Source organism: Labilithrix luteola (genome assembly GCF_001263205.1).
In the GTDB taxonomy this organism is placed as follows: Bacteria; Myxococcota_A; Polyangia; order Polyangiales; family Polyangiaceae; genus Labilithrix; species Labilithrix luteola.
This window is the reverse complement of record NZ_CP012333.1, coordinates 8,713,484-8,735,062: the sequence shown is the minus strand read 5'-3', so window position 1 is coordinate 8,735,062 and position 21,579 is coordinate 8,713,484. Positions and strand designations below refer to the sequence as shown.

The following is a 21,579-nucleotide window of genomic DNA, read 5'->3' as shown; positions in this document are numbered from 1 at the left end:
GAAGCTTGGGACTTGCGGCCGCCGCGAGCGCGGTGCTGTTCGGCGCATGCACGCACGACTTCGGCACCTTCGAAGGAGGCAGCACGCTCGACTCCGCAGACGCGAGCAGCGAGGGCGGGCGCGACGGAGCCTCGGGAGACAGCGGCGTCGACTGCTCGACGAAGAGGCAGTGCGCGACCACGCAGAAGAGCTGCAACGAGGCGTGCGATTCGACGGCGAGCGACTGCGCGAGCAACTGCGGGGGCAGCAACAGCTGTCGCCAACGTTGCTCCCGCGATCACGACACCTGCCAGAGCAGCTGCTCGGACACCTGTCAGTCCTGCGCCGGCCCGAGCTGTCGCGCGACCTGCAGCTGATCAGCCGTTACGACGGCGACGACGACGCGCGAGTCCCAGAAGACCGCCCATCGCGAGGAGCGATGCGCGCGACGTCTTACGGAAACGCGTCGAAACGCGTCGAAACGCGATGCTGCAGCCGCTGTCGCCTGCTCTCGAGTACACCCTCAGGCCCGTGCAAACGGGCCATGGTTGCAACTTACCATGAGGTCGCGACGCGTCCTGCTTTCCACGAATGACCGAGGATTCCACCATCGGCGATCCTTCTTGGTAAGGTGTCGTTGCCGTCATGTCCGTCCCCACCGTTCCAGTGCCCAGCCACCTCGGTCGCTACGAGGTCGGTGCCAAAATCGGCGGCGGGGGCATGGCCACGGTCTACATCGGCCGAACCACGCGCGGAAACGGCGACGAGGAGCTCGTTGCGCTGAAGGTCATTCGCGACGAGTACGCGCACGACGAGAACTTCTCGAGCATGTTCGTGGACGAGGCGAAGATCCTCGCGCGACTCGCTCATCCCAACGTCATTCACACGCTTGAATACGGCGTCACGGGACACCACCGATTCATCGCCATGGAGCTCCTCTCCGGCCGCACGTTCGCGGACGTCTGGGACGAGCTCGCGGCCCGGAACGAAGCGATCTCGGTGCGCCTCGGTGCATGGATCTGCGCGCGCGTCGCGGAGGGGCTGCACTCCGCCCACGAGCTGGTCGACGAAGGCGGCACGCCCCTTTCGGTCATCCATCGCGACGTGAACCCGGGCAACGTCTTTCTGACCCACCGCGGCGAGGTCAAACTCATCGACTTCGGTCTCGCGAAGGCGCGCGTCCGACTGTCCAAGAGCGTCGACGGGATCGTCAAAGGAAAGATCCCCTACCTCGCGCCGGAGCAGGCGCGTGGCGCCGCCATCGATCGTCGCACGGACATCTACGCGCTCGGCACCACGCTCTGGGAAACGGCGACGATGAAGCGGCTCTTCAAGCGCGATACCGACGTCGCGACCTTGAAGGCCATTCGCGACGCGAAGGTGCCCGACGTTCGCGAGATGATCCCCGGCTTCCCGGACCCGCTCTGGAAGATCATCGAGCGCGCGACCCAGATCGAACAAGACGCACGCCAGGCGACGGCCGAGGAGCTGCACCACGAGCTCGACGCGTTCCTCGGCGACACGTCCGATCTGCCCGGCGAGCTCGTCGATCTGTTGGCGAAGCTCTTTCCCGGCCAGCAAGCGCAGCACGCCAAATGGGTGCGCGACGCCACCGCCTCGCGTCCGCCGATGTGGACGATGCCCCCGCCAGCACCGCTTCCGACGGTCTCGTCGAGCGTCCTCGAGGAAACCGACAGCGTGCCCGAACAGGCCGTCGCGCCGACGCTCGAACGCGAGCGCGAACCCGAACAGGCACGCGAACGCGAACGCGAACGCGAAGCGACCGAGAAGCGCTCGAGCAGCAAGCAGACGACGTCGGCGAAGACCGGCAGCGAATCGTCGAACGTCACACGAAGTTCACGTGACGAAGCGACCGCCACGTCCGATCGAGGCGACGAGGCCGCACCTCGACGTCTCTGGTTGCCTTTGGCAGTGGTGATCGCCGTCCTCGTCGCACTCGCCCTCGTTCTCTCCGCGCGCTGAGCACGCTCGCAAGTCCGTGGACGAACGCGGACTTAGACGACGACGTTGCAAAGCACGGCGACGAACGGCGTAGTTGCATCTTGCATCTGTCGTCTTTTGCGGCGCCGTTGCGAAGCACAACGACTTGATTTTGTTGATGAATCCTCTCCATAGAGGAGCTCGCTAGCCGGTATATCCACGCTACTGATGAGCGAGCCCGCAACCGCGTCACGTGCATACGCAGGCGAGTTACGCGCGCTACTCGGCGAGTACGTCGACGGTTTGAAACGCGTCGCTCGTGCACGATCGATCGGTCAAGACCTCCTCGCAGGACTGACCGTCGCCGCCGTCGCGCTTCCTCTCAACGTCGGACTCGCGATCGCGAGTGGCATGCCTCCATCGGCGGGTCTCGTAGCTGGCGCGGTCGGAGGCGCCATCGCCGCCTTCGCCGGAGGCTCGCAGTACCAAGTCTCCGGTCCCGCCGCGGCGCTGAGCGTGATGGTCCTCGCGCTCGCAAAGGAATATGGCGTCACGGGTGTTGCGGCCGCGACGGTCTACGTCGGCGTCGTCGAGCTCGTGCTGGCGTTCGCCCTCGCCGGTCGCGTCATCAAGTACGTGCCGGAGTCGGTGCTCGCGGGCTTCACCACGGGCGTTGGCCTCAAGCTGCTCGATCAGCAGCTCCCCGAGCTCCTCGGCTTCCCCGAAGTCGTCGATTGGGCGTCGAAGGGCACGCCGAGCACGATCGATCTCGCGGTGCTCATGCATCGTCCGAAATGGCTGCACGACGTCTCGTGGCTAGCGGCCGTCTCCGGCGTGTTCGTCGCCTTCTTCGTCACCTCGATGCGCCCGTTCCGCCGCTTTCCTGCGGCGATCGTGGCCATCGCGCTCGTGACGTTCGTGTCGGTCTACCTCGGTTGGGACATCGAGCGCGTCTCGAGCGTCGGCGCAGTACCATCGCATCTGCCGTCGCCTGCCCTCCCGCTCGTCGCCGACGAGCAGTGGATCGATCTCTTCACGAAGGCCACGCCGCTCGCACTCCTCGCGGGCGTCGAGTCGCTTCTCTCCGCGAGTGCCGCCGACCGCATGGCAAACGCGAAGAAGCCGCACAACTCGAACATCGAGCTCTTCGGCCAGGGCATCGCGAACCTCGTCACCGGGCTCTTCTCGGGCATGCCCGTCACGGGCGTCGTCGCGCGCACGGGCGTCAACGTCCAGAGCGGTGCCAAGACACGCGTGTCGGCATTCGCGCACTCGATCTTCCTGGCGGCGGCGGTGCTCTTCCTGAGCCGCTTCATCAGCCAGGTGCCCCTCGCGGCGCTCGCCGGTCTCCTCTGCGTGATCGGTTTCCGGCTCCTCGAGCTTGGCACGCTCGTCCACCTCTACAAGGCGCACAAGCTCGAGGCGGTCGCCTTCCTCGTCGCGGCGGGCGGCACCGTGTCGGGTCACCTCATGGTCGGCCTCATCGCGGGTCTCGCCATCCACTTCGCCAACAGCTTCCTCCACCGCCACGAGCGCGCCGGCGCCGAACGCCAGGCGGAGAACAAGAAGAAGGGCATCCGCGCCGTTCTTCATCGGGAGAAGGCCGAAGCGAGGCGCCCTGCCCACCTCGAGCCGATGCCCGCGGAGTACCGCAAATGGCTCTCGCAAATTCGTGAAGAGCCTCTCGCCGCGGCGAGCGCCTACGTCCACCCCGCCGCGACCGTCATCGGGCGCGTGGTGCTCGGCGAGCACGTCCACATCGCCGCCGACACGTCCGTTCGCGCGGACGAGGGCTCTCCCTTCTACATCGGCTCGAACACCAACATCCAAGACGGCGTCGTCCTCCACGCTCTCAAGGACAAGCGCGTCGTCGTCGCAGGCGAGTCGTGGGCCATCTACGTCGGCAAGAACGTGTCGATCGCACACGACGCGCTCGTGCACGGCCCTTGTTACATCGGCGATGAGACGTTCGTCGGCTTCAAGGCCGTCGTCCACGACTCGGTCGTCGGAGCGCACTGCTTCGTCGGCATCGGCGCCGTGGTCGTCGGCGTCGAAATCCCCGACGGGCGCTTCGTTCCGCACGGCCGCATCGTCGACTCGGCGGACGCCGTCGACGCGCTGCCCCTCGTGTCCGAGGTCCAGAAAGAATTCAACGAAGACGTCGTCGAGGTGAACCGCGGACTCGCGGTCGCCTACCACACGCGCGAACGCGAGCGAAAAACGAACGCCCAGCGCAACGCGAAGAGCGACGACAACACTGCCATTCCGATTTGGGACGCCCGCTGGTCCCCGTCCGTGTCGAAGGAGAGGTTCTGATGCTCGAGACTGGTCTCGCCGTAGGCCTGATGTTCTACGTTGCATTCATCCTCTACCGCAGCACGTTCCGCGTCGAAGAGGGGCACCTCGCAGTCCTCACGACGTTCGGCCGCGCGGAGACGCGCGACGGCAAACGCCAGCTCCTCGTCCATGGTCCGGGCCTCCACTGGAAAAAGCCGTGGCAGCAAGTCCGCAACGTCTCGATGAAGGAGCAGACGCTCGACCTCGGCGGCGAAGAAGGCGGCGGCACCGCCATGGCCGACGACGGCACGGTGCTGCGTCTCGACTCGTACGTGCGCTACGTGCCCGTCGAGAGGGAGCTCTACGAGCTGCTCTTCGGCCTCGAGCGGCCCCTCGACCACATCACCGGCCTCTTCACATGCCTGCTCCGAAACGAGATCGCGAACTTCCGCGGAGCCGCCGAAGAGGACACATCGTCGCTCGCCACCCGCTTCGACTTCGCACGCCAGGCTGGCTCGTACGCACTCATTCGTCGTGAGCGAAAGCTCCTCAACGAGCGCATCGAGAGCTTCTGCGCGCGCCGCATCGACGATCGTTACGGAGTGCGCTTCAACGCCGTCGACCTCGCCGACATCCTCCCTCCCGACGAGCTCGCCGATGCACTGAACGCGGTCATCCAAGCCCAGAGCGAAGCCGAGGCGCATCTCTTTCGGGCCGAAGGTGAATGCCAGCAGCGCATCCTCGCCGCTGAGCGCGGCGTCTCGATTGCTCGAGCACGTGCCAGCGCATCGGAGACCGAGGTGCGCAAGCTCGCCGAGTATCTCGAGGAGCTCGAAACCAAGAACGTCCTCGACGCTTACGTCCAGCGTCGCCGCGCCGAAGTCACCAGCGAATCGCGCGCCGTCTTCCTGAAAGAGGGGTCCTCGTGAACGGAGCCGAAGTTCTGCGTCTGGTCGTTGGGGGAGCTTTCGGAGCCGCCCTGCTACCGCTCCTCGCCGTCTTGCTTCGCGCGGTCACCATCGAAGTCGAAGACGAGGAAGCCGTCCTCGTGACGAGCTTCGGCAAGCTCGTGCAGCAGATTCGCACGCCGGGTCTGCACGTGCTCGTGACGCGGCTTCTGCCCTGGGTCGAGGTGCGACGCGTTCCTCTGCGCCGTGACTTCCGGCACTTCAAGAACGTGCACGTCAACGACGCGCGCGGCACCACCGTCATCGTCGACCTCTGGGTCGAGTACCGCATTGCCGATCCCGAGAAGGCGGTCTTCTCGGTCACCGATTGGGATCGCTCGCTCCAGAACCTCGTCTCGCACGCGGCCACGTCGATCCTGGGTAGCCGCGAGTTCCGTCAGATCTTGTGCGACCGCACCGAGCTGAGCACGCTCCTGCAGAACGACATCAGCGCCGAGACGGAGCGCTGGGGTCTCGCCGTGGAGCTCGTGTTCATCCGCAACGTGAGCCTCTTGCCGGGCGTCTCGCAGCAATTCTTCGAGGCGATCGCCGCGCGGCTCGAGCGTGCCAAGGCGCACGTCGAAGAGAGTGGACGACTGGCCGTCGCGCAGCTCGAAGCCGACACGGCCATGCGTGTCGCAGCGCTCGTGGCCGAAGCCAAGGGTCAGTACCCGGCGGCGATCGGGCGGGCGCTCGTGGACATCAAGAAGAGCCCGCGCGTGTTCGATGCATACAACACGCTCTACGAGCTCTCGCTTCTCCGCCCGCACCGCACGGTGACGTTCCGCGGCTTCTCGCCCGAAGAGTTGCGCGCCGTCGATGCCGCCATGCTCGTTCCGGGGGTCGATGGCCTTCCGTCCTCGGGTTCGCCTTCGGCGCTTCCCCCGATGCCCGGCCGCCCCGACGGCGTGCTCAAGCGAGGGGCGTGAGATCTCTCGCCCTGAGTGAAATCGGCCTCGAAACTGAGGCCGGCAAGCTGCAAGACCATGGATAACTCGCGCCCCAGGCTGGACACCTGAAACGCCGACAGCGCCCCGAAGTCGTCGAAATACCTACGACCTCGGGGCTGCAACTTCACGTCATGGTTCTTGCTTCGTGAAACAGCATCGCCATGAACGTGAGCTGCCCCGCCTGCGCGACCGAGTACATCGTCGATCAGCCTGACGAGCGGAACTTTCACGGCAACACCGCACGAATGCGCTGCGGAGCCTGCGACACCGTCTGGTTGGTGTCCCGCGTTGCCGAGCCGGAGACGTCGCCCCAGCTCCAGCAGGCTCGCCCGGCGAGTGATCGCGCACACGCGGCCGTCGTCCGTCGTGGTACCGCCCGCGAGAAGCGAGACTTGTTCGCCACGCGCGATCCGGAGCTCGGATCCGTGAAGCAGACGCTCCGCCCGGCGCCGTTCTCGAGCGGCGTCGCCGCGCGCAACGAGACGTCGGTGCTCTTCACCATCGACTCGCTGAAGAGCGCGGCGGCCCAGAAGACGCCACCGCCACCGCCGCCGCCGATGACGAACAGCGCGCCGAGCGGACGCCCCGACGACGACGACGGGCTCATCGACCTCAAGGCTCTCTCCTCGGTCCCGCCGCGCGGCGCACCGAACGCATCGCAGCCGCTCTTCACGAGCGAGCCTCCTCCCGGAGCGTTTGCGCGCGAGCTCTCGTCGCCGGGCTCGCTCCTGCCGCTCGTCCGCAAGCGACCGACGGCGAAGCTCATCGGCGCCATCGCAGGCGGCGTCGTCGCGACGGCGCTGATGGTCGTCGGCATCGCGGTGGCCTTCCGAGGCGAAGAACCCGCGAAGAACGTCGCGACCGCGTCGATCGCCGCGGCCAAGCCCGTCATCCCCGCTCCCGTGGTTGCGCCTCCCCCGCCGGCGCCCGAGCCCGCCGCCGCGCCTGCGGCCAAGGAGGAAGAAGCAAAGCCCGTCGCCGCCGGCAAAAAGGGCAAGGGCGGCAAAGGCAAGGTCTCGCGGCCGTCCCCTGCGAGCGGGCTCCAGAAGGTCGGCTCGTCCGGCGTCGCGGCCAAGTCGGAGGCCGCGCCCGCACCGAAGCCGGCCGCCAGGTCGGCCGACGCGTGCGGCTGCAAGGGCAACTTCGACTGCATCATCCGTTGTTCGGCCAAGGGCAAGTGAGCAGCGACGCCAAGGACCGGGTCGCGATCGTCACGGGTGCTTCGAGCGGGATCGGGCTCGCCTTCGCGCGAGCCTGGGTTGCGCGCGGAGGTCGCGTAGCCCTCGTTGCACGCACACGCGCGGCGCTCGACGCTCTCGTTCGCGAGCTCGGTTCGGAGCGCGCCAAGGCCTTCCCGCTCGACGTGCGCGACCTCGGCACGCTCGAGCAGCTTCCGCGCATGGTCGTCGAAGAGCTCGGTCGGCTCGACGTCATCGTGAACAACGCGGGCCTCAATCACCGCGGCGCCATCGAGAAGTACGAACCGCGTCAGCTCGCCGACATCGTCACGACGAACCTCACCGCTCCCATCGTCCTCACGCGCGCGGCGCTTCCGCACATCGCGAGCGGCGGCTCGATCGTCCAGGTCTCGAGCATCGCTGGGATGGTGCCAGTGCCTGGCGAGGCCACCTACAGCGCCTCGAAGGCGGGCCTCCGAGCCTTTGCTCGCGCGGTGGCTCGTGATCTGGAAGAGCGCAACGTGCACGTCGGTTGCGTGTGCCCCGGCCCGGTGGATACCGGGTTCCTCGGAGATCTGAGCGAGGTGCCCGACATCGTTCTGTCGCAACCGATGATCAGCGCCGAAGAGGTCGCCGCGGGCATCTTGCGCTGCATCGATGAACGCATCGACGAGCTCGCGCTGCCACGTCAGTCGGGAAGGCTGGCCACGATGGCCTACCTCCTTCCCGATTTCGCGAAGCGCATCCAACCGGCGCTCGAAAAACGCGGCGCGCGGAACCGTCAGGCCATCCTCGCGCGGCGCCGCTCGGTCTCCTAGCGCTCAGAGGAGTGCTTCGTCCGCGTAGCAGTAGGCCCAGGTCTCGCCCGGTTCGCCCGAGGTGACGAGCGGGTGCAACGTCGTTCGGTAGTGAGCCGTGGCGTGCCGATTGGGCGAGGAATCGCAGCAGCCCACGTGCCCGCAGTTCAGGCACACCCGAAGGTGGACCCACCGCCCGCCCATTTTCAGGCACTCCTCGCATCCCGCCGCCGGCCGTTCGACGCGACGGATGCGCGCCGTCTCGGGCGTGACGTGCTCACAGGGATTCCGGAGATCGACGTCGCTCGAGCTCATGGGCGCCTCCGAAGTCAGAGAGTGATGCTCGCCAGCTCGACGTGACCCACGAGCGCGTGCGGCTCGGGAGGCGGCTCTCCACGTTCGACCGCCGTTCCGAAGCGCACCGCGGGATCGCGCGCCATCGTCTTTTGATGGCGCCAGAGGTTCGGATGATCCTTGGCCATGTCGACGAGCGAGTTGCCCCAACGGGACATGGCGTGAAGGTACGCATCGAGGGCCGAAGGACGAGTGCCCTGGATGAAATCCTTGCCCTCGAGGTACGTGTCGACGCGCCGGAGCTCGCGTCGTACGGCCTCTTCGCCGGCTTGCCGAACCGTCGCCTGGCAGTCGTTCTCGAGCGTGTAGCGCTGGGGCATCAGCATCGGCCAGAAGGCCGCATGGAAGGCGCTCGCCAGATACGCCAGCCATTGGTTGGCAATGTCGCGCTCCCACGTGCCGTGCCTCGGCAGCAGCGCGAGCTCGGGCCTCCGATCGACGAGGTGCGCGAGAATGGCGTTGGATTCCAGGAGCGGCCGACCATCGACGAGCATGGCCGGAACCTGGCCTCGTGGGTTGATGCGGAGAAACGGTTCGGATTGCCGTTCGGCCTTTTGGACGCGGCAGAGCCGATAGGGCTGCCCGAGCCATTCGAGCGTGACAATGGCCGCGAGAGCGCAGGTTCCTGGCGTGTAGAAGAGGATGGTGTCCAAGGCGCAGCTCCTTCGGTGTCTGTCACCGTCGCGCGTGCGCGCGCATGCCTTGGGTAGCTTCGTAGATCGCAATGCCCGTCGCCACCGCGACGTTGAGCGAGTCGAGCGTGGGCTCCATATCGATTCGCACACGACGTGCCCGCGTGAGCACATGGTCGGGAAGCCCCTCGCCTTCGGTTCCCATCAGAAGCACCCGGCGCGAGCACGCCTTCCCTAGATTTCCGAAGGTTTCTTCACCTCGAGGCGTGAGCGCGATGGGCTCCCAGCCGTGCGCCTCGATCGCGTCGAGCATGGCCGTCGCCGACTCGCTTCGGGCGAAGGGCACGACGAGCGCACCGCCGACCGAAACGCGGATCGCCTTGCGGTAGAGCGGATCGCAGGAGGTATCGTCGAGCAGGACGCCACGCACGCCGAACGCAGCCGCGCTCCTGAAGATGCTGCCGACGTTGTCGTGATTGGCGAGCCCGACGAGCCCGACGAGAAGTTCCGGCTTGCCTTCGGCCTGTCCTCCGAGCAGCTCGGAGGGCGTGAGGGGCACGCCTCGCGATCCGAGCGCGAGGATGCCGCGATGGATCGCGAAGCCCACGATGCCGTCCATCACCGATTGCGGGACCACGTAAACGGGAACCGATTCGGGAAGCGCATCGATGACGTCACGCAGCGGCTCGACGCGCCGGGCCTCGAGCAGGAGCGACCGGACCGCGAAACGCCCGCGCTGGACCAAGACGCGAACCACGACCTCGCCCTCGGCGATGAAGACGCCGTCGCCGGTCGCGTCCCCGCGCAGGAGATCGCGCTCACGAACTCCGATGTACGGGCGCAGCAGCGCTTCGGCCTGCGCCGCTTCGAGCGAATCCACGTGTACGAGTCGACCAGCCACGCCCGTTCTCTACCTCAGGTCGACGTGAGGTCACGAGCGCGACGTGCAGGAAAGGCCGAGCTCGGGGAAATCCGGTGGAGGTCGTCATCGTGGGGCTCGCCGCGGTTCCCCGTCATCGCGGAAGGAAGGCCCCTCGGCGACAAGCCCGCTTGCCGCGTTCGCGCCGCTGGAAGAGGATGAGGGCCCTCCATGCGCCGCTCACGGCTTTTGTACACGCACCGCGGCGAGCCGCGGGTCGTTCTCCCGGCGCTCGTCGCCCTGGCCGTGACGCTGCTCGTCGGCTTCGCGGTCGTTCGTGCATCCCGCAAAGCACCGACGGCGGAGGCGCGCGCCAAGGCCATGGCGCACGAAGGAGATTTCGGTGCCGCGGAGGCGGCCTGCATCGGTTTGCTGCGCGAGAGACCGTCGATCCCGCTCGTCCTCGAGCTGGTGAACATCCACGGTATGGCCCGGCAGATCGACGAGCTGCGCGAACGACTGCCCGACCCCAGCAAGCTCCCCTCGTTGTCGAAAGGCTCGCGCGCGATGAGCGACGAGGCCCTCGACGCATTCCTCGTCCACGATTTGCCGCCCGAAGTATCGCTCGCGGGCCGCTACTGGCTCGGCGTTGCGCGGCACAACGTGCCCGACGACGTGCTCGTCGCCATCGAGCAGGGAGCGTCGCATGAGCCGCCCCTGCCCTGGCACAACCGCCTGCTCGCCCGCGCGCTTCCGCCCGACAAGGCCGAGGACGCTGCCACGTATTTCGAGCGGGAGGGCTTGGCCTTCGCCGACCACGCCGAAGACGTGTCGGCCGCCATCGCGATCTGGATTCGCCTCGCCGCGTGGGATCAGGTGCGGACGCGTCTCGCCGATCCGCGCATCGCCGAGCGCACCGATCCGGAGCTGAAGTACCAGCTCGCGGTCCACGACCGGGATTGGCGCAGCGCGGCTCGCTGGCTGGCGATCGCGAGCAAACCGAAGCCGTCGCGTGCCTCGCTCGTGCTGGCCGCGACGGCCGCCTTGGCGTGGATGGTCTTCTGCTTCCGCCTCGGCAAGATGGGCGAGCGTCCGCGCTTCAAGCTGCCGATGTACCTCGTCGCGTTCGTGCTCGGTGTCGTCAGCGTCGTTCCTACGATGCTCCTCATCGCGGTCGAGGAGGCCACGCTGCGCCTCGTCGAGACGGGCGATGCAGCGCGCGATGTCATCTACTTCGTCTTCGGCGTCGGCCTGCGGGAAGAGGCGTCCAAGCTTCTCCTCTTCCTTCCGCTGCTGCCGGTCCTGCGAAAGTGGGGCAACAAGCTCGATGTGCTGGTGTGTGGCGCGCTCGTCGGCTTGGGTTTCGCGGCGGAAGAAAATCTCGGCTACCTCGCGAGCGGAAACCTGCAGACCGGCCTCGGTCGCTTCCTCACCGCGAACTTCTTCCACATGGCCATGACGGGCATCTTGGCCACGGCGCTCGACGACTTCCTCGCCGATCGGGAGCGATACGCCTCGGATTTCTCGCGGGTCTCGGTGATGGTCGTCGCGCTCCACGGCGCCTACGACTTCCTCCTTTCGCACGACGAATTCGGCGGGGGCTACATGGCGATGGCCGTGTTCGTCTTCTTGGCGAAGCTGTTTCTCGACGCAGTGGACGTCGCCCGCCGCCGCGTGGATCGCGGGGTGTCGATCCTCCAGACCTTCGTGCTCGCACTAGCCATCGTGACCGGCGTCGGCTTCGTCTATGCGGCGTCCCTCGTCGGCCCCGCGCATGCGGCGGTGGCGATGGGAGGCGGCTTGCTCGGCGAGGCCATCATCGTGTTCGTCTTCGTCCGGACGCTGCGCACGATGTGATTCACGGCTCGCGCGAAGTTTATTCACTGGCTGAAAGGCGACGCTTGAAAGCCAGCGAGCAGTGGGCTATCTCAGGTTTCGTCGTCTCGACGACCCTACCGGGCGCATAACTCAGCGGTAGAGTGCGACCTTCACACGGTTGAAGTCGGGGGTTCAAGTCCCTCTGCGCCCACGAAATTGCCGGTGTTTTTCATGCCCGGCGGAGCACTTGGCCATAGCTTGGCCTCAGGTGCTTCGCCGAGCAGTCTCACCGGAAGCTTAGGGAAGAGCTCGGAAGCATCGAGCCCCCGAAGAGCCCGGATGTAGATCACGTTCGTGGCCTGGTCCTCGTGACCACACTCCTGGCGAATGCTCTCGGCGTTGTCGCCGCGCGCGTGACGCCAGGTGATGCCCGACGCGCGCAAGTCGTGAAAGCGCAGCGGGAGGCTCGCCTTGCGGTCGGAGTCGCCGAAGAGCTCGGGCCGCTCGGGGATGCCAGCCCACGCGAGTGCCTTGCGAAGATCTCGCTTGAGCATGTTCGCGAGCCCGTACTCGCCATCAGGCCCAGGGATGTAGTCCTCCGTTGCCGGTCGCCACTGATTGCCCTTCGGCGTGCCCTTGGGCCGGTCAGGGAACAGGCGCCCCGTTCCGCCCAGCTCGGCGATCATCGTCGAGAGCAGCGGCGCCAAGTTCGTTTCGAGCGAGACGAGGCGCGCCTTCCCGCTCTTCGTCGACTTTGTAGCGCTCGACGCGCCGGTCGCTGCCCGTGTGATCGGGTCGTCGGACATCGTCACCTTCACGTTGAAGTGCGGGACGTCGATCGCGGAGCAATCGAGCACACGCACCTCCGCCGCCCGCGTCATCGTGTAGAGCGTGACCGCGTAAAGGCGCGCGCGGACGATCGGAACGTCGGGGCACGACACGAGCGCCATGAACTCCCGAGGGTAAAGGAGCTGCTTGAGGGGCTTCGTCGTGGGGCGCTCCGGCCACGGAACGCCGGTCATCGGGTCGGTCTCGAGCACGCGGAGCGTGCGGTCCTTGCTCGAGTACGCGTCCCGAAACATGGCGGCGGCAACGGAGAAGATGTTCCGGGCCCTCGCCGGCCCGAACTTCTCGCCCTCTGCCGCCACGGTGTCGAGGTGATGCGAGAGCTCGATCAGCGTGTCGCGCGTCACGTCACGGACGAGCAGGGCACCGAGACGATCGGAAAGCCAAAGGTTCCAGATCTGTTCGTCGTGCTTCGCTTGGAGCGGGAGCTTCCCCTTGCGCACCAGGTTCCACCTGCGGAAGTAGCGTTCACAGGTCTCGCCCTTCGATGCGTCGTTCTTCGCGGCCTTTGCGGCGAGCCGTTCGCGCTTGCGGGCCAACAGCTCGCCCGTCTCGTCTTCGCGCTCTTGCAGGGCGGCGGCGTAGAGCTCGGCGCGCTGCCGAGCCGTCATGCCGCCGGCGGCCGTGGAGTGCTTCGCCGGCACGTCGACGCGTTCTCGTGTTTCATCGGCCAGCCAGATACGCGCGCGGAAGTAGACCGTTCCGTCCGCTCGCCGGAACAGCTCGACGCTTGCGTTTCTGGTTCCCAGCTTTCCCATTAGCCTTTCTCCGTTCCGGCGCCGCTCTTCGCGATGCGGAGCATTCCGTCGACAAGGTCGTGAACCGACAACTCGTGTGCTCGAGCGAAGTCGGCGAGCTCTTCGAGCTCACGTCGAAGTCGTCGGTTCTCCGCCCTCACCTCGATCACTTCGCGGTGGTTCGCACATGCTCGGCAAAGACCGGCGGCGAGAACGGACGCGCCGCACTCGCTGCACACGGGATCGTGCGAGCCCATCACGAGACCTCCAGCGCGCTCTTCGCGATCTCGCGCAAGTTCAGCTCGATACACTCGGCATGATCCCGAACCGAGACCGTCTTCTCGAACGTCTTGAGCGCCGCGCGACGGATCTTCTCGCATGCGCGCATGCACGCATCGAACGACATCTTCCCGCCAGTGGCCTCGAGCTCCCACGCCTCGCATGCGAGGGCGGCCATGGCGTCTTGCACCGCACGCATGTCTTCGAAGATGACCTCTAGAAGCGAGATGGTGTCTGAAACTTCCGAGGAATACTCATGTTCTCGGGGCCCTGAGGCGGGGCTCGTCGTCGACGTGCGTGCGGGCGAGACTTCGTGTAGACTGCTCATTGTTCGTTTCCTTCCACGGTTGCGGACACAACAGCGCCTCCGACCCTGCCAGGTCGGGGGCGTGAATCATTTCGGGGCCGAATTCAAATGCGGGACACGGTATCCCGCACGGCGGCAACGCGTTACTTCGCCGTCTTCTTGCGCGCGGGGCGTGACGGCGCCGCGGCGGCGGCAATTGCCGCCCTCTTCGCGTCGATCTCGTCGGCTTCTCGCTTCACGAGCATGCGAATCACGCCAGCGGCGGTCAGCGCGTAGTGCTCGGCCACCTTGTCCAAGCGTCCGAGCTCTTCCTCGCTGAAACGGATGTTGAACGTCTTGGCTCTCACGGCCTCAGCAGTGTGCATCGTTCGTGCTCCGGCGTGTATACGTTTCGTCACGGACTCCAATGTGTATACGTTGAGGGGCTGAAGCATGCAAGCCGCAGAGGTCACTTTCTTGACAGCGGCCGGTTCGTCGGTGCAGGCGGCGCTGCCGACGTCGGCGCGAGTCCTGCTTCGACGCGAAAGGCCTCGAGGCCTTTCGCGATCGACGCTCGGAGAACATCGCTGCGAGTCATCGTGAAACCAGGTCGCGCAAGCGCTGCTGCGATGGCGTCAGCATCGGCCAGCCATTCCGCAGGGACGTCGAGAGCGATATTCGCCCGCGAATCACTCGGCGTCATATCGGGACGCGTTGGGTCCCGACTCTGGTCAACGCGCGGGTCGGCGCCATCCTTCTTGCGAGCCGGCTTTCGATGCTTCGGTAGGGGTTGCTCCGCCTTCGGAAGGGGTTGCTGCTCTTCGGGGTCCGGCCGTTCGAGAGCGCGAAGCAGAATGTCGGCGATGGCCTCAATGCGATTCATCATGCTCTCCTTGCCTCGAGTAGCTTCGTTTTCATGACCGAAGGCTACTCGAGGCGCGCGACATCGCAGAGGAGCCCAAGTCTCGCTGTCACATGCGTACGAGATCATGAAGGAAGGCCGGCACCTCCGTTCCGGCCGCAATGTTCGGGTCTCTCGGGCCTCGTTCGAAGCGTGGAAGCGGGAGCACGAGGAGCCACCGAACTACGAGCTACGCGATGCCCGAATGGGCGCGGCGCGTCGAGCAGCACAGACCGTCAGCGGGGCCCCGGTGTGTCGCGCCGGTCTGCCGGCGCGACGCCGTTCGACGCCTTCACGGGTTCGCCTTGGCCCATGCCAGATAGGAGATGGTCTGCTGAGCGGACGAGATCGCGTCGGTCAACGCGGCGACGGCGTCAGCAATCGTGGACTGCGACGCCCACGACACGTCGAACGTGCTTCGGTATCTCGCAAGCTCCGTCAATGCGACGGCGTCCGCGCCACTCGCAGCCGCCGTCGCCGCGCGCGCTGCAAGTAGGTCGTGGGTCGGTTGGTCCGAGCTGAAAGCGATCGCCGTCGGACTTGTCGTTGTGAGCGACAGCACCCATCGCGCGTGTCGATCGAGCAGCAGGAACGAGTCACGGTAGCTCGCAAGCCACGCGGTCAACTTGCTGAGATAAGTGTCCGAGGCCGTCTTCAGTTTCGCGAGCTGCGCGCGTGCATCCACGATCTCGGGCCGCGGGTTCGCGAGCGCCTTGGGCAAGCCTCTAGCCGACGCGACGCCGCTCGCGTTGGTCAGTCCGCCGTCGATGATAGCGAAGGACATGTGTGTCGAATCGATTGCCGCCGTCAGTGCGTCGATGGTCGGGGATGCGTCGATCGTCATGGTGGTCTCCTCCTCTCGTTCAGGGTTGGCGGAGAGATGCCGACGACGTCAATCGTTGTCGGCATCTCTCCGCCGCGCCGCTCGCGACGCGCGGGCGGCGCGGTGAAATCACGCTCCGGTGATCCTTCGAATCGCGTGAGGGAACACGAGCGAGAAGCCGTGCCAGATGTGCTGAGAGACTTTGATCTTCCCCGTATCCTTGAAGAAGTCCGAGCTCTCGTCCCAGAAGCGGAGCCCGAGCGAATCCGCCGGCCGATAGTCAGCGGCGATCATCGGATCGAGGCCCTTCGCGAAGAGCTTCGAGTCGACGAGGTAGAAGTCGTTGGGGTCGGTGAATTCCGGCACGTGCACCGGCTTGAGCTTCCCCATCATCGGGTTCGACTCACCGTTTGCGAGCCGCTCCTGATTGAGCTTGTCGCTGACGACCTGGAACTTTTCGGTCGGGAGCCAGATCTCATCGGGCTCGACGCCGAGCTTCGAACCGTTCTCGTCCGGAACGAAGCGCATCGCCGTCGACTCCGCTTGCAGCTTCGCGATGTCCGTCGGGTCGGTCGCTGTCGCCTGAAAGTTCGACCATACCGTCGACGAAGGCACCGACGGATTGATCTTGTGGGCCGCCGAGAAGAAGTTCACGTCGTCCCACGGACTCGCGATCGTCGTTCCGGCCTCCAACAGCTTGGCCAGTTGTTCGCAAACGTGGCGAGCCTGCGCCGTGAGAAAGCGCGCGGGGACTTGAGACCAGTTCCGATAGGCGAAAACGCTCGTTTTGATATCGAGGAACTTTGCTTCATAGCCAGCGTCGAACTCCGCAACGCGAAGGTCGAAGCTCTTCTCCTGCATCGTCTTGAAGCGACCGGACGCCTCTTTGGTCTCGAGGAACTTCGTCGACATCATCGCGATCGGGAACGTGACGCGCGGTCCGCCGACCCCCATCACGAAGCGGTCGGCCCAGGACGGCGCCGCCGCCGCGGAGATCGCAAGCAGGTAGCGTTCGTTGAATTCGCGCACGGCCTCTTCAGAGGTCCGAGGAAGCTGTTCGTTGGTGTAGAGGCTAGTAGTCATCTGCGTTGTCCTTTCAGCCGAAAGCGGCCGTGATGTTGTCGCGGAGCGCGTCTGCGCTGGCTGGCGAGTCCGTGAGTACCTGGAGCGCGTTCACGATCGCCGCCATCGCCGGGTCGACGAAGACGCGTACTTTCCCGTCCGACTCCATCCCGTAGAAGAAGCCGACCGCCTTGCGCGTGCCGCTCGCGCTGTTGTCCGCGACCGTGTGATCGTCGCTGCCGTAGACGACGGATCCAATGAGCGACGCTTCCGAAAAGGCATCGCCGCCCGCTCCGTTTGCGAACGCGTAGAGTCGCCGAGACTCGACGCGGCAACGCTTGTCGCCAGCGCCGCCCGAGGAATTGTCGGCCTCGTGCTGCGAAACGCCGACGACGACTCCAGAGCTCGCTGTCGAGTAAGGCGCAATCGCGCCGTTCGCAGTGAGCTGCGAGATGAGCGTGCCTTCGAAGACATGCGTCGACCCAGCGACGGGCAGATCGAAGTTGAAGGGGCCAGCGCCACCGAGCGGGTCGCGCGTGAGATTCGTGTTCGAGTTAGCCATTGGTGTTCTCCTCAGCCGCCTGCGCCGCGAGCGGCGAGGTGGATTGCCTTGTTTTTGGCGTAGACGGTCACGTCGACGCCTTCTGCCTTGCACCGCTCAATCTCTCGTTCGGAGAGGCTCACGGTGCCGTGATGAGTCACGATCTCGCCAACGTCGCCCGCCGGCGGGTTCAGCTCGGGAGTCGGGCTGCCCCTCTCCAGAGAGCGACGCACCGCCGGCGGTAGCGCATTGATCGCGTCCTTCACATAGTTGCGAAGTTCGACGATCGGCATCGTCGCGAGATAGGACTTCGGAACGAAGTTCTTCTTCAACGGATTGGCCCAAATGGTCGCGGGCGCGCGCCCAGCCTTCATGACGAGTTCGACGCAGAGACGTCGACGCTCCGCGCTCTCGAGGGCGTCGAGCTCCTTCGCAAGCCTTTGGGTCTCTTGCTCGAGCCGAAGATGCGACGCGCGCCAGGTGCCTACCTCTGCGAGCGCACCCTCTGTCGAGTCGCGCCCCGTCAGGCGCATCAACCGCGCATGCGTCGCGGCGATCTCGTCTGGGGCGCCGTCGTCTGCGTTTGCGTCCGCGTCCCCACCGTCCGCAAAGAGCGCTGAGAAAGCCGCTCGAATGGCGTCAGGATCGGTCGGGTCCTCGAGACCGAGGAGCTTCGCGATCTTGCGCAGCGTGTTTTCGGCGTCAGCGTCAACTGCGCCAGGGATTCCAGTTGCCATGGTCGTTCCTCTTCCTGCCGCCATGAGCGGCTCGAGCCGGCGCGTCGCCGGCAAGTTGGTGATCGCAACGTTCAGCAAGGTCGTGATGCGTCCGCCCTTCGTCTGAAACGCGGGGCTGTAGAAGCGCCACTCCTTGCGTCGAAGAGCTTCCGCCGCGGGCTCGGTCCAGCGCACGTTGACGGCCCAGAGCTCGCCGTTTCGAAGTTCGAGGTTGAACCAGCCAGCCGCTTTCCCGGCTTGCGCTGGGTCAAGCGACTGCCCGCTCGACAGAGACGCGTGGTCGTAGTCGATAGCGAGGTCGATGCCGTGGGCCTCGTATTCGGCCATCACCGACGCCGCCGCCGCGTTGTCGAAGACGAAGGTGCCTTTGGTCGTCTCGTTCTTTCCGCGACCGAAGATGCGGAACTCGGTCGGGAGTCCGCTGCCCTCACTCGTCTCGAGCGAGAGCACGTGAGTCGTGCAATTCATGTTTTCTCCTTCGGAAGTAGTCGTCGACACGCCACGCAACAGGCGCGTCCAATCTCGCGTTTGCTCACGACGCGCCGACCGTCGCGCAGTTCGCGCACGCGCCGGTCGATCGTTGCCCGACTCGCCACGACGCCCGACGCGGCGAGCTCCGCGGTGATGGCTGCTGCGGACTTCCCGGCGGCGACGAGCGCGCCGATCTGAGCCAAGACGTCAGGGCCGAACTCGAGACGATGGCGCCCCATGCTCAGAATCCCCGCGAGCGCCGCTCGCCGTTGTGAGCTGGGTTACGAGCTAGCGCCGAAAAACTCAGATTCGCGAGATAGAGCGCACTCTTTGTCGGGTGAGGGGGTACCCGTATACCCCCTATGCGCACATGGCTCTGTCCAGGCGTGACACGCGTGACACGCGTGACAGCTCCAACCCGCGCGGCCCGGTTGGACGACACGCCCCGCGTCGGCGGCAAGAACGGGGAAGAGCGAAAAGCAAAACCCCTGGAGGGTGCTCGGACTGTCACGGCTGTCACGGTTGTCACGCTCCCCTCGGGGCCGAGAGTTTCCAACGGCGCCCGAACCTTCCCGCCGAGCCCTGGACGAAACCGAGCAGCGAGCCGTCGACCATCGTCCAGCGGTCGGCGTTCCGAGACAGAAGGACGGACAGTCGAGCCGCCTTCGTCTGCTTCTCGCTCCGCGAGGGCACTTGCTCATCGAGCAGTTCGTCGAGAAACGCGCGAGCCTCATCGTCGGCTCCGCACCGCTCGATGACCTGAGCGCACGCGAGCTCGATTCCCACCGCTCCACCGAACGCACGCCAGATCCGGATGAGGCCGTCGAGAGCCTCTCGAACCGTGTCGGTCTTTGCGTCGCGCACAACGCGCGCACCGAGCGGGTCTCGCCCTCCTGCGAACACGACTGCGTCCGCGACCACGCTCGTCCACTCTTCAAAGCTTCCCCATCCGCCGTCTCTCGCTGCGCGAGGGCGCCCTGCCTTTGCGTGTGCCGACAGAATCGTGAGCGCATCGATGACGTACCGAGCACGATTGATCCGCACGTGGTCGAGCAACGGCGAGAGCCGGAAGTTAGTGCGCTGGTCCGGTCGGTCGTCCTGAGGAACGATCCGGGCGAGATATGTGCGCCGGGGCATGTCGCCGGCGAAGCGAATGTTGTTGCCGTTTGCGAGGACGGTCGCCCGCCAAGGAAACGAGACGGTCTCCGATCGGCCAAGGACCCGAACGTCGACGACCGTCGACGTGACGTTACGTTCGAGGCTCGCCCCTCCCAGCGGGCATACGATGTTGTCGAGGAGAATCGCGAGCTCGTTCCTCCGCGCGTGCCCGTCGAGCATCTTGCGTTGTTCCTCGGCGTCCGCCGACCATGGCGATCGCGGGAGCGCGACGCCGAGACCGATCATGGTGATGGTGTCCGCCTCGAGTCCTTTGCCGCTACCTGGGCTCGAAGCGCTCGTGCACTTGACGGGCACAAGCCCAATGAGGTGGCGGCTCAGCAGCGTCAGGATCGCGCTAATCGCGCACGCGATGCCCAGCTCGCGATCTTCGTATGGGAAGTCCGCGAAGGGCTCGCTCAGGCGCAGGTAAGCCGCGACGGCTTCGTCAAGCGACGCCGACGACGGAACCTCAGGGAAGGCAATCGTTGGCGCGTAGAAAAGCTTCGATTGCGCGTCGAAGCCGTGGATCGAGCAAACCGAACCGTCGGTACGAAGGATCGGCGAACGCACGATGCCCTCGAGGACGCGCACACCAGGATGCGACGGCCGCGCGAGGATCCGCTCGCCGAGATACCTCGGAGGATGGACGGGCGTCTCCCTGACCTCGCCGTCGTCGTTTGACTCGTGGAAGTAGACGGCAACGCTCGAGGCCAAGTCGATGACGCGCGCAGAGGCTGCGGGCCTGAACTCGGCATCTTCCACCTCGCCGAGGGTCTGCCCCATGCGGAAGACGGACGGCGCTTTCGTTGCGATCGCGGCGACCGTCTCGTCGGTGACCTTCACCTCGTCCGGCGTCTCGTGAATCCAGACGCGATCGTCGTCGCCTCGCGAAATCGAGGGAGGCGGAGGCACCTTGCGACGTCGACTCTTCGCTCCCGCGCGAGCTTCGGGAGCGACCGACCTTGCGCGAGCAGCGCTCGGCGCATCGGTCGCGGGTCTCGCTTGCACCGTGTTGTCCGCAATCGCTCGCAGGCGCGCGAGGAGTTGCTCTTTCGACTCCGCAGCGTTCACGTCGAAGTGCTCCGAAGCCTCTCGATCGACTCGCTGAGGAGACTCGAATCGGAAGCGCTTGCGCGGGCGCGATCGAGAGCGCGAAGGAGACGCTTGCACTTCTTCTGCGTGAGGTAAGCGGCGCGCTCGATCTTGCCGCACGTTACGAAGAGCAAGAGCAGACCCGTCGTGGCAGGGCGCGAAAGCACGAACACCTCTCCCCAAGCCGCACGGATCGACGTCGCGTCGCCACGTTCGAGTGCGGTCGAGAGCGCTCGAACCTCGCAGAGGTCCAGACGGTAGCTCGCCCGCTTTTGGTCCCTCTTGATGGCGTTGATGTCACCGAAGAGTGCCAGGTGGACCGCGTCCGCGTAGTCGGAGGTCATAACCGCGAGCCGCTCGCTCAGGTTGAGTCGAATGGTGGCGATTCGTCTCATGTCGAAGAAGTCCGTCACGCCGACCTCCGCGTCCGCTGAAGCCGAGCCATCCGGCGCTCGATATCGGCGTCGTCCACCCCGGCGGACGGCTTCACGCGGCTTGCCTCGATCCACGCATCGAGGTCGCCACGGCGGACCGTGCGCGAGCGCTGCTTGCCGTACATCTTGAGCTCGCCCGCACGACGTGCATCACGCAGCGCTCGCACGGGACGCTTGGCGATCCTCGCCGCGTCGTCCTCTCGAATTAGCTCCTCAGGGTCGGCGTCATTGGCCGACTCGGCGAGGTTGGCGGCCACGGATGCGAGCCGCGACGCGATCGCGACGAGCTCTTGCAGCACGCCGGCCTTGAAGTTTCCCGTTCGTCGAGTCATGTTTTCCTCGTTCGTCGAGACGGCGTGCGGCCTTGCCCGGTCGCGCGCCGTGATGCGCGAGGGTCGCCTTCCGCCGGCGGCCCTCGCGCGTTTGCGTTCAGGCAGACCGCTCGGTGCGAGCTTCGCGCGGTGCCGCATCGCGAGGTCC

At 66.0% G+C, this 21,579-nt stretch carries 25 protein-coding genes and 1 tRNA gene; 12 read left to right on the top strand and 14 right to left on the bottom strand.

What is annotated here, in order from left to right; translation table 11 throughout:
- The first annotated feature begins 5 nt into the window (after positions 1–5).
- The 7 genes from AKJ09_RS38000 (at position 6) to AKJ09_RS53595 (ending at position 8,090) form a co-directional block, all read left to right on the top strand.
- Positions 6–356, top strand: a complete 351-nt coding sequence (locus tag AKJ09_RS38000) for a hypothetical protein (RefSeq protein ID WP_146652735.1) — start codon at positions 6–8, stop codon at positions 354–356.
- A 268-nt stretch (positions 357–624) separates the two neighbouring features.
- A complete protein-coding gene (locus tag AKJ09_RS37995) occupies positions 625–1,962 on the top strand; it encodes a serine/threonine protein kinase (protein ID WP_146652734.1) in 1,338 nt (445 codons plus the stop codon).
- 186 nt (positions 1,963–2,148) lie between these two features.
- A complete protein-coding gene (locus AKJ09_RS37990; protein WP_146652733.1) occupies positions 2,149–4,236 on the top strand; it encodes a SulP family inorganic anion transporter in 2,088 nt (695 codons plus the stop codon).
- Entirely contained in the window at positions 4,236–5,126 is an 891-nt protein-coding gene (locus tag AKJ09_RS37985) for an SPFH domain-containing protein (protein WP_146652732.1), read from the top strand. Before AKJ09_RS37990 ends, AKJ09_RS37985 begins: the two co-directional genes overlap by 1 nt.
- Positions 5,123–6,073 carry an SPFH domain-containing protein gene (locus AKJ09_RS37980; RefSeq protein WP_169928190.1) on the top strand — a complete coding sequence of 317 codons (951 nt, stop codon included), beginning with the start codon at positions 5,123–5,125 and terminating at the stop codon, positions 6,071–6,073. Before AKJ09_RS37985 ends, AKJ09_RS37980 begins: the two co-directional genes overlap by 4 nt.
- A 182-nt stretch (positions 6,074–6,255) precedes the next feature.
- Entirely contained in the window at positions 6,256–7,275 is a 1,020-nt protein-coding gene (locus tag AKJ09_RS37975) for an MJ0042-type zinc finger domain-containing protein (protein ID WP_146652730.1), read from the top strand.
- Positions 7,272–8,090 (top strand): SDR family NAD(P)-dependent oxidoreductase, encoded by an 819-nt coding sequence (locus AKJ09_RS53595; RefSeq protein ID WP_169928189.1) that lies wholly within the window; start codon positions 7,272–7,274, stop codon positions 8,088–8,090. Before AKJ09_RS37975 ends, AKJ09_RS53595 begins: the two co-directional genes overlap by 4 nt.
- Before the next feature lie 3 nt (positions 8,091–8,093).
- Here AKJ09_RS53595 and AKJ09_RS37965 read toward each other — a convergent pair whose 3' ends face one another.
- Genes AKJ09_RS37965 through AKJ09_RS37955 form a run of 3 tightly spaced genes read right to left on the bottom strand, consistent with a single transcriptional unit; the run spans position 8,094 to position 9,956 of the window.
- Positions 8,094–8,384: a UBP-type zinc finger domain-containing protein gene (locus AKJ09_RS37965; RefSeq protein WP_146652728.1), complete on the bottom strand. Its 291-nt coding sequence runs from the start codon at positions 8,382–8,384 to the stop codon at positions 8,094–8,096.
- 14 nt (positions 8,385–8,398) lie between these two features.
- On the bottom strand, positions 8,399–9,076 hold the full coding sequence (locus AKJ09_RS37960; RefSeq protein WP_169928188.1) for a glutathione S-transferase family protein: 678 nt from the start codon (positions 9,074–9,076) through the stop codon (positions 8,399–8,401).
- A gap of 22 nt (positions 9,077–9,098) precedes the next feature.
- Complete coding sequence (locus AKJ09_RS37955) at positions 9,099–9,956, bottom strand: TrmH family RNA methyltransferase (protein WP_205633917.1); 858 nt, start codon at positions 9,954–9,956, stop codon at positions 9,099–9,101.
- Positions 9,957–10,145: 189 nt separating this feature from the next.
- On the opposite strand from AKJ09_RS37955, the gene AKJ09_RS37950 reads away from it, so the two are divergent.
- The 5 genes from AKJ09_RS37950 (at position 10,146) to AKJ09_RS55190 (ending at position 13,339) form a co-directional block, all read left to right on the top strand.
- Positions 10,146–11,771 carry a PrsW family glutamic-type intramembrane protease gene (locus tag AKJ09_RS37950; protein ID WP_146652726.1) on the top strand — a complete coding sequence of 542 codons (1,626 nt, stop codon included), beginning with the start codon at positions 10,146–10,148 and terminating at the stop codon, positions 11,769–11,771.
- 100 nt (positions 11,772–11,871) lie between these two features.
- A tRNA-Val gene (locus tag AKJ09_RS37945) sits at positions 11,872–11,943 on the top strand.
- Positions 11,944–12,368: 425 nt separating this feature from the next.
- Positions 12,369–12,620 (top strand): hypothetical protein, encoded by a 252-nt coding sequence (locus AKJ09_RS55200; protein ID WP_240488737.1) that lies wholly within the window; start codon positions 12,369–12,371, stop codon positions 12,618–12,620.
- An 87-nt stretch (positions 12,621–12,707) separates the two neighbouring features.
- Entirely contained in the window at positions 12,708–12,893 is a 186-nt protein-coding gene (locus AKJ09_RS55195; protein ID WP_240488735.1) for a hypothetical protein, read from the top strand.
- Entirely contained in the window at positions 12,893–13,339 is a 447-nt protein-coding gene (locus AKJ09_RS55190) for a hypothetical protein (RefSeq protein WP_240488734.1), read from the top strand. Before AKJ09_RS55195 ends, AKJ09_RS55190 begins: the two co-directional genes overlap by 1 nt.
- Here AKJ09_RS55190 and AKJ09_RS37935 read toward each other — a convergent pair.
- The 11 genes from AKJ09_RS37935 to AKJ09_RS37885 form a co-directional block, all read right to left on the bottom strand.
- Positions 13,336–13,572: a hypothetical protein gene (locus tag AKJ09_RS37935; protein WP_146652725.1), complete on the bottom strand. Its 237-nt coding sequence runs from the start codon at positions 13,570–13,572 to the stop codon at positions 13,336–13,338. The two genes, AKJ09_RS55190 and AKJ09_RS37935, sit on opposite strands and share 4 nt — an antisense overlap.
- Positions 13,572–13,772, bottom strand: a complete 201-nt coding sequence (locus AKJ09_RS37930; protein WP_146652724.1) for a hypothetical protein — start codon at positions 13,770–13,772, stop codon at positions 13,572–13,574. The genes AKJ09_RS37935 and AKJ09_RS37930 overlap by 1 nt, the downstream gene beginning before the upstream one ends.
- Before the next feature lie 272 nt (positions 13,773–14,044).
- Positions 14,045–14,248 (bottom strand): hypothetical protein, encoded by a 204-nt coding sequence (locus tag AKJ09_RS37925; RefSeq protein ID WP_146652723.1) that lies wholly within the window; start codon positions 14,246–14,248, stop codon positions 14,045–14,047.
- An 825-nt stretch (positions 14,249–15,073) separates the two neighbouring features.
- Entirely contained in the window at positions 15,074–15,625 is a 552-nt protein-coding gene (locus tag AKJ09_RS37920) for a hypothetical protein (RefSeq protein ID WP_146652722.1), read from the bottom strand.
- Between the two features lie 108 nt (positions 15,626–15,733).
- Entirely contained in the window at positions 15,734–16,687 is a 954-nt protein-coding gene (locus tag AKJ09_RS37915) for a Mu-like prophage major head subunit gpT family protein (RefSeq protein ID WP_146652721.1), read from the bottom strand.
- Positions 16,688–16,700: 13 nt separating this feature from the next.
- Entirely contained in the window at positions 16,701–17,228 is a 528-nt protein-coding gene (locus AKJ09_RS37910) for a hypothetical protein (protein ID WP_146652720.1), read from the bottom strand.
- 11 nt (positions 17,229–17,239) lie between these two features.
- The gene (locus AKJ09_RS37905; RefSeq protein ID WP_146652719.1) at positions 17,240–18,412 is read right to left on the bottom strand and encodes a phage protease; all 1,173 of its coding nucleotides are present in this window, start codon (positions 18,410–18,412) and stop codon (positions 17,240–17,242) included.
- Positions 18,409–18,654 (bottom strand): hypothetical protein, encoded by a 246-nt coding sequence (locus AKJ09_RS37900; protein WP_146652718.1) that lies wholly within the window; start codon positions 18,652–18,654, stop codon positions 18,409–18,411. Before AKJ09_RS37900 ends, AKJ09_RS37905 begins: the two co-directional genes overlap by 4 nt.
- A gap of 286 nt (positions 18,655–18,940) precedes the next feature.
- Positions 18,941–20,644 carry a hypothetical protein gene (locus tag AKJ09_RS37895; RefSeq protein WP_146652717.1) on the bottom strand — a complete coding sequence of 568 codons (1,704 nt, stop codon included), beginning with the start codon at positions 20,642–20,644 and terminating at the stop codon, positions 18,941–18,943.
- Positions 20,641–21,078 (bottom strand): hypothetical protein, encoded by a 438-nt coding sequence (locus AKJ09_RS37890; RefSeq protein ID WP_205633916.1) that lies wholly within the window; start codon positions 21,076–21,078, stop codon positions 20,641–20,643. Before AKJ09_RS37890 ends, AKJ09_RS37895 begins: the two co-directional genes overlap by 4 nt.
- On the bottom strand, positions 21,075–21,431 hold the full coding sequence (locus AKJ09_RS37885; RefSeq protein ID WP_146652715.1) for a helix-turn-helix domain-containing protein: 357 nt from the start codon (positions 21,429–21,431) through the stop codon (positions 21,075–21,077). Before AKJ09_RS37885 ends, AKJ09_RS37890 begins: the two co-directional genes overlap by 4 nt.
- Between the last annotated feature and the right edge of the window lie 148 nt (positions 21,432–21,579).

What these genes read in the sequence shown, in the direction of transcription:
- AKJ09_RS37995 (WP_146652734.1), top strand. Translation starts at nt 625, where the DNA reads ATGTCCGTCCCCACCGTTCCAGTGCCCAGCCACCTCGGTCGCTACGAG.
- AKJ09_RS37990 (WP_146652733.1), top strand. Translation starts at nt 2,149, where the DNA reads ATGAGCGAGCCCGCAACCGCGTCACGTGCATACGCAGGCGAGTTACGC.
- AKJ09_RS37985 (WP_146652732.1), top strand. Translation starts at nt 4,236, where the DNA reads ATGCTCGAGACTGGTCTCGCCGTAGGCCTGATGTTCTACGTTGCATTC.
- AKJ09_RS37975 (WP_146652730.1), top strand. Translation starts at nt 6,256, where the DNA reads ATGAACGTGAGCTGCCCCGCCTGCGCGACCGAGTACATCGTCGATCAG.
- AKJ09_RS37965 (WP_146652728.1), bottom strand. Translation starts at nt 8,384, where the DNA reads ATGAGCTCGAGCGACGTCGATCTCCGGAATCCCTGTGAGCACGTCACG.
- AKJ09_RS37950 (WP_146652726.1), top strand. Translation starts at nt 10,146, where the DNA reads ATGCGCCGCTCACGGCTTTTGTACACGCACCGCGGCGAGCCGCGGGTC.
- AKJ09_RS55190 (WP_240488734.1), top strand. Translation starts at nt 12,893, where the DNA reads ATGCGAGAGCTCGATCAGCGTGTCGCGCGTCACGTCACGGACGAGCAG.
- AKJ09_RS37935 (WP_146652725.1), bottom strand. Translation starts at nt 13,572, where the DNA reads ATGGGCTCGCACGATCCCGTGTGCAGCGAGTGCGGCGCGTCCGTTCTC.
- AKJ09_RS37930 (WP_146652724.1), bottom strand. Translation starts at nt 13,772, where the DNA reads ATGGCCGCCCTCGCATGCGAGGCGTGGGAGCTCGAGGCCACTGGCGGG.
- AKJ09_RS37920 (WP_146652722.1), bottom strand. Translation starts at nt 15,625, where the DNA reads ATGACGATCGACGCATCCCCGACCATCGACGCACTGACGGCGGCAATC.
- AKJ09_RS37915 (WP_146652721.1), bottom strand. Translation starts at nt 16,687, where the DNA reads ATGACTACTAGCCTCTACACCAACGAACAGCTTCCTCGGACCTCTGAA.
- AKJ09_RS37910 (WP_146652720.1), bottom strand. Translation starts at nt 17,228, where the DNA reads ATGGCTAACTCGAACACGAATCTCACGCGCGACCCGCTCGGTGGCGCT.
- AKJ09_RS37905 (WP_146652719.1), bottom strand. Translation starts at nt 18,412, where the DNA reads ATGAATTGCACGACTCACGTGCTCTCGCTCGAGACGAGTGAGGGCAGC.
- AKJ09_RS37900 (WP_146652718.1), bottom strand. Translation starts at nt 18,654, where the DNA reads ATGGGGCGCCATCGTCTCGAGTTCGGCCCTGACGTCTTGGCTCAGATC.
- AKJ09_RS37885 (WP_146652715.1), bottom strand. Translation starts at nt 21,431, where the DNA reads ATGACTCGACGAACGGGAAACTTCAAGGCCGGCGTGCTGCAAGAGCTC.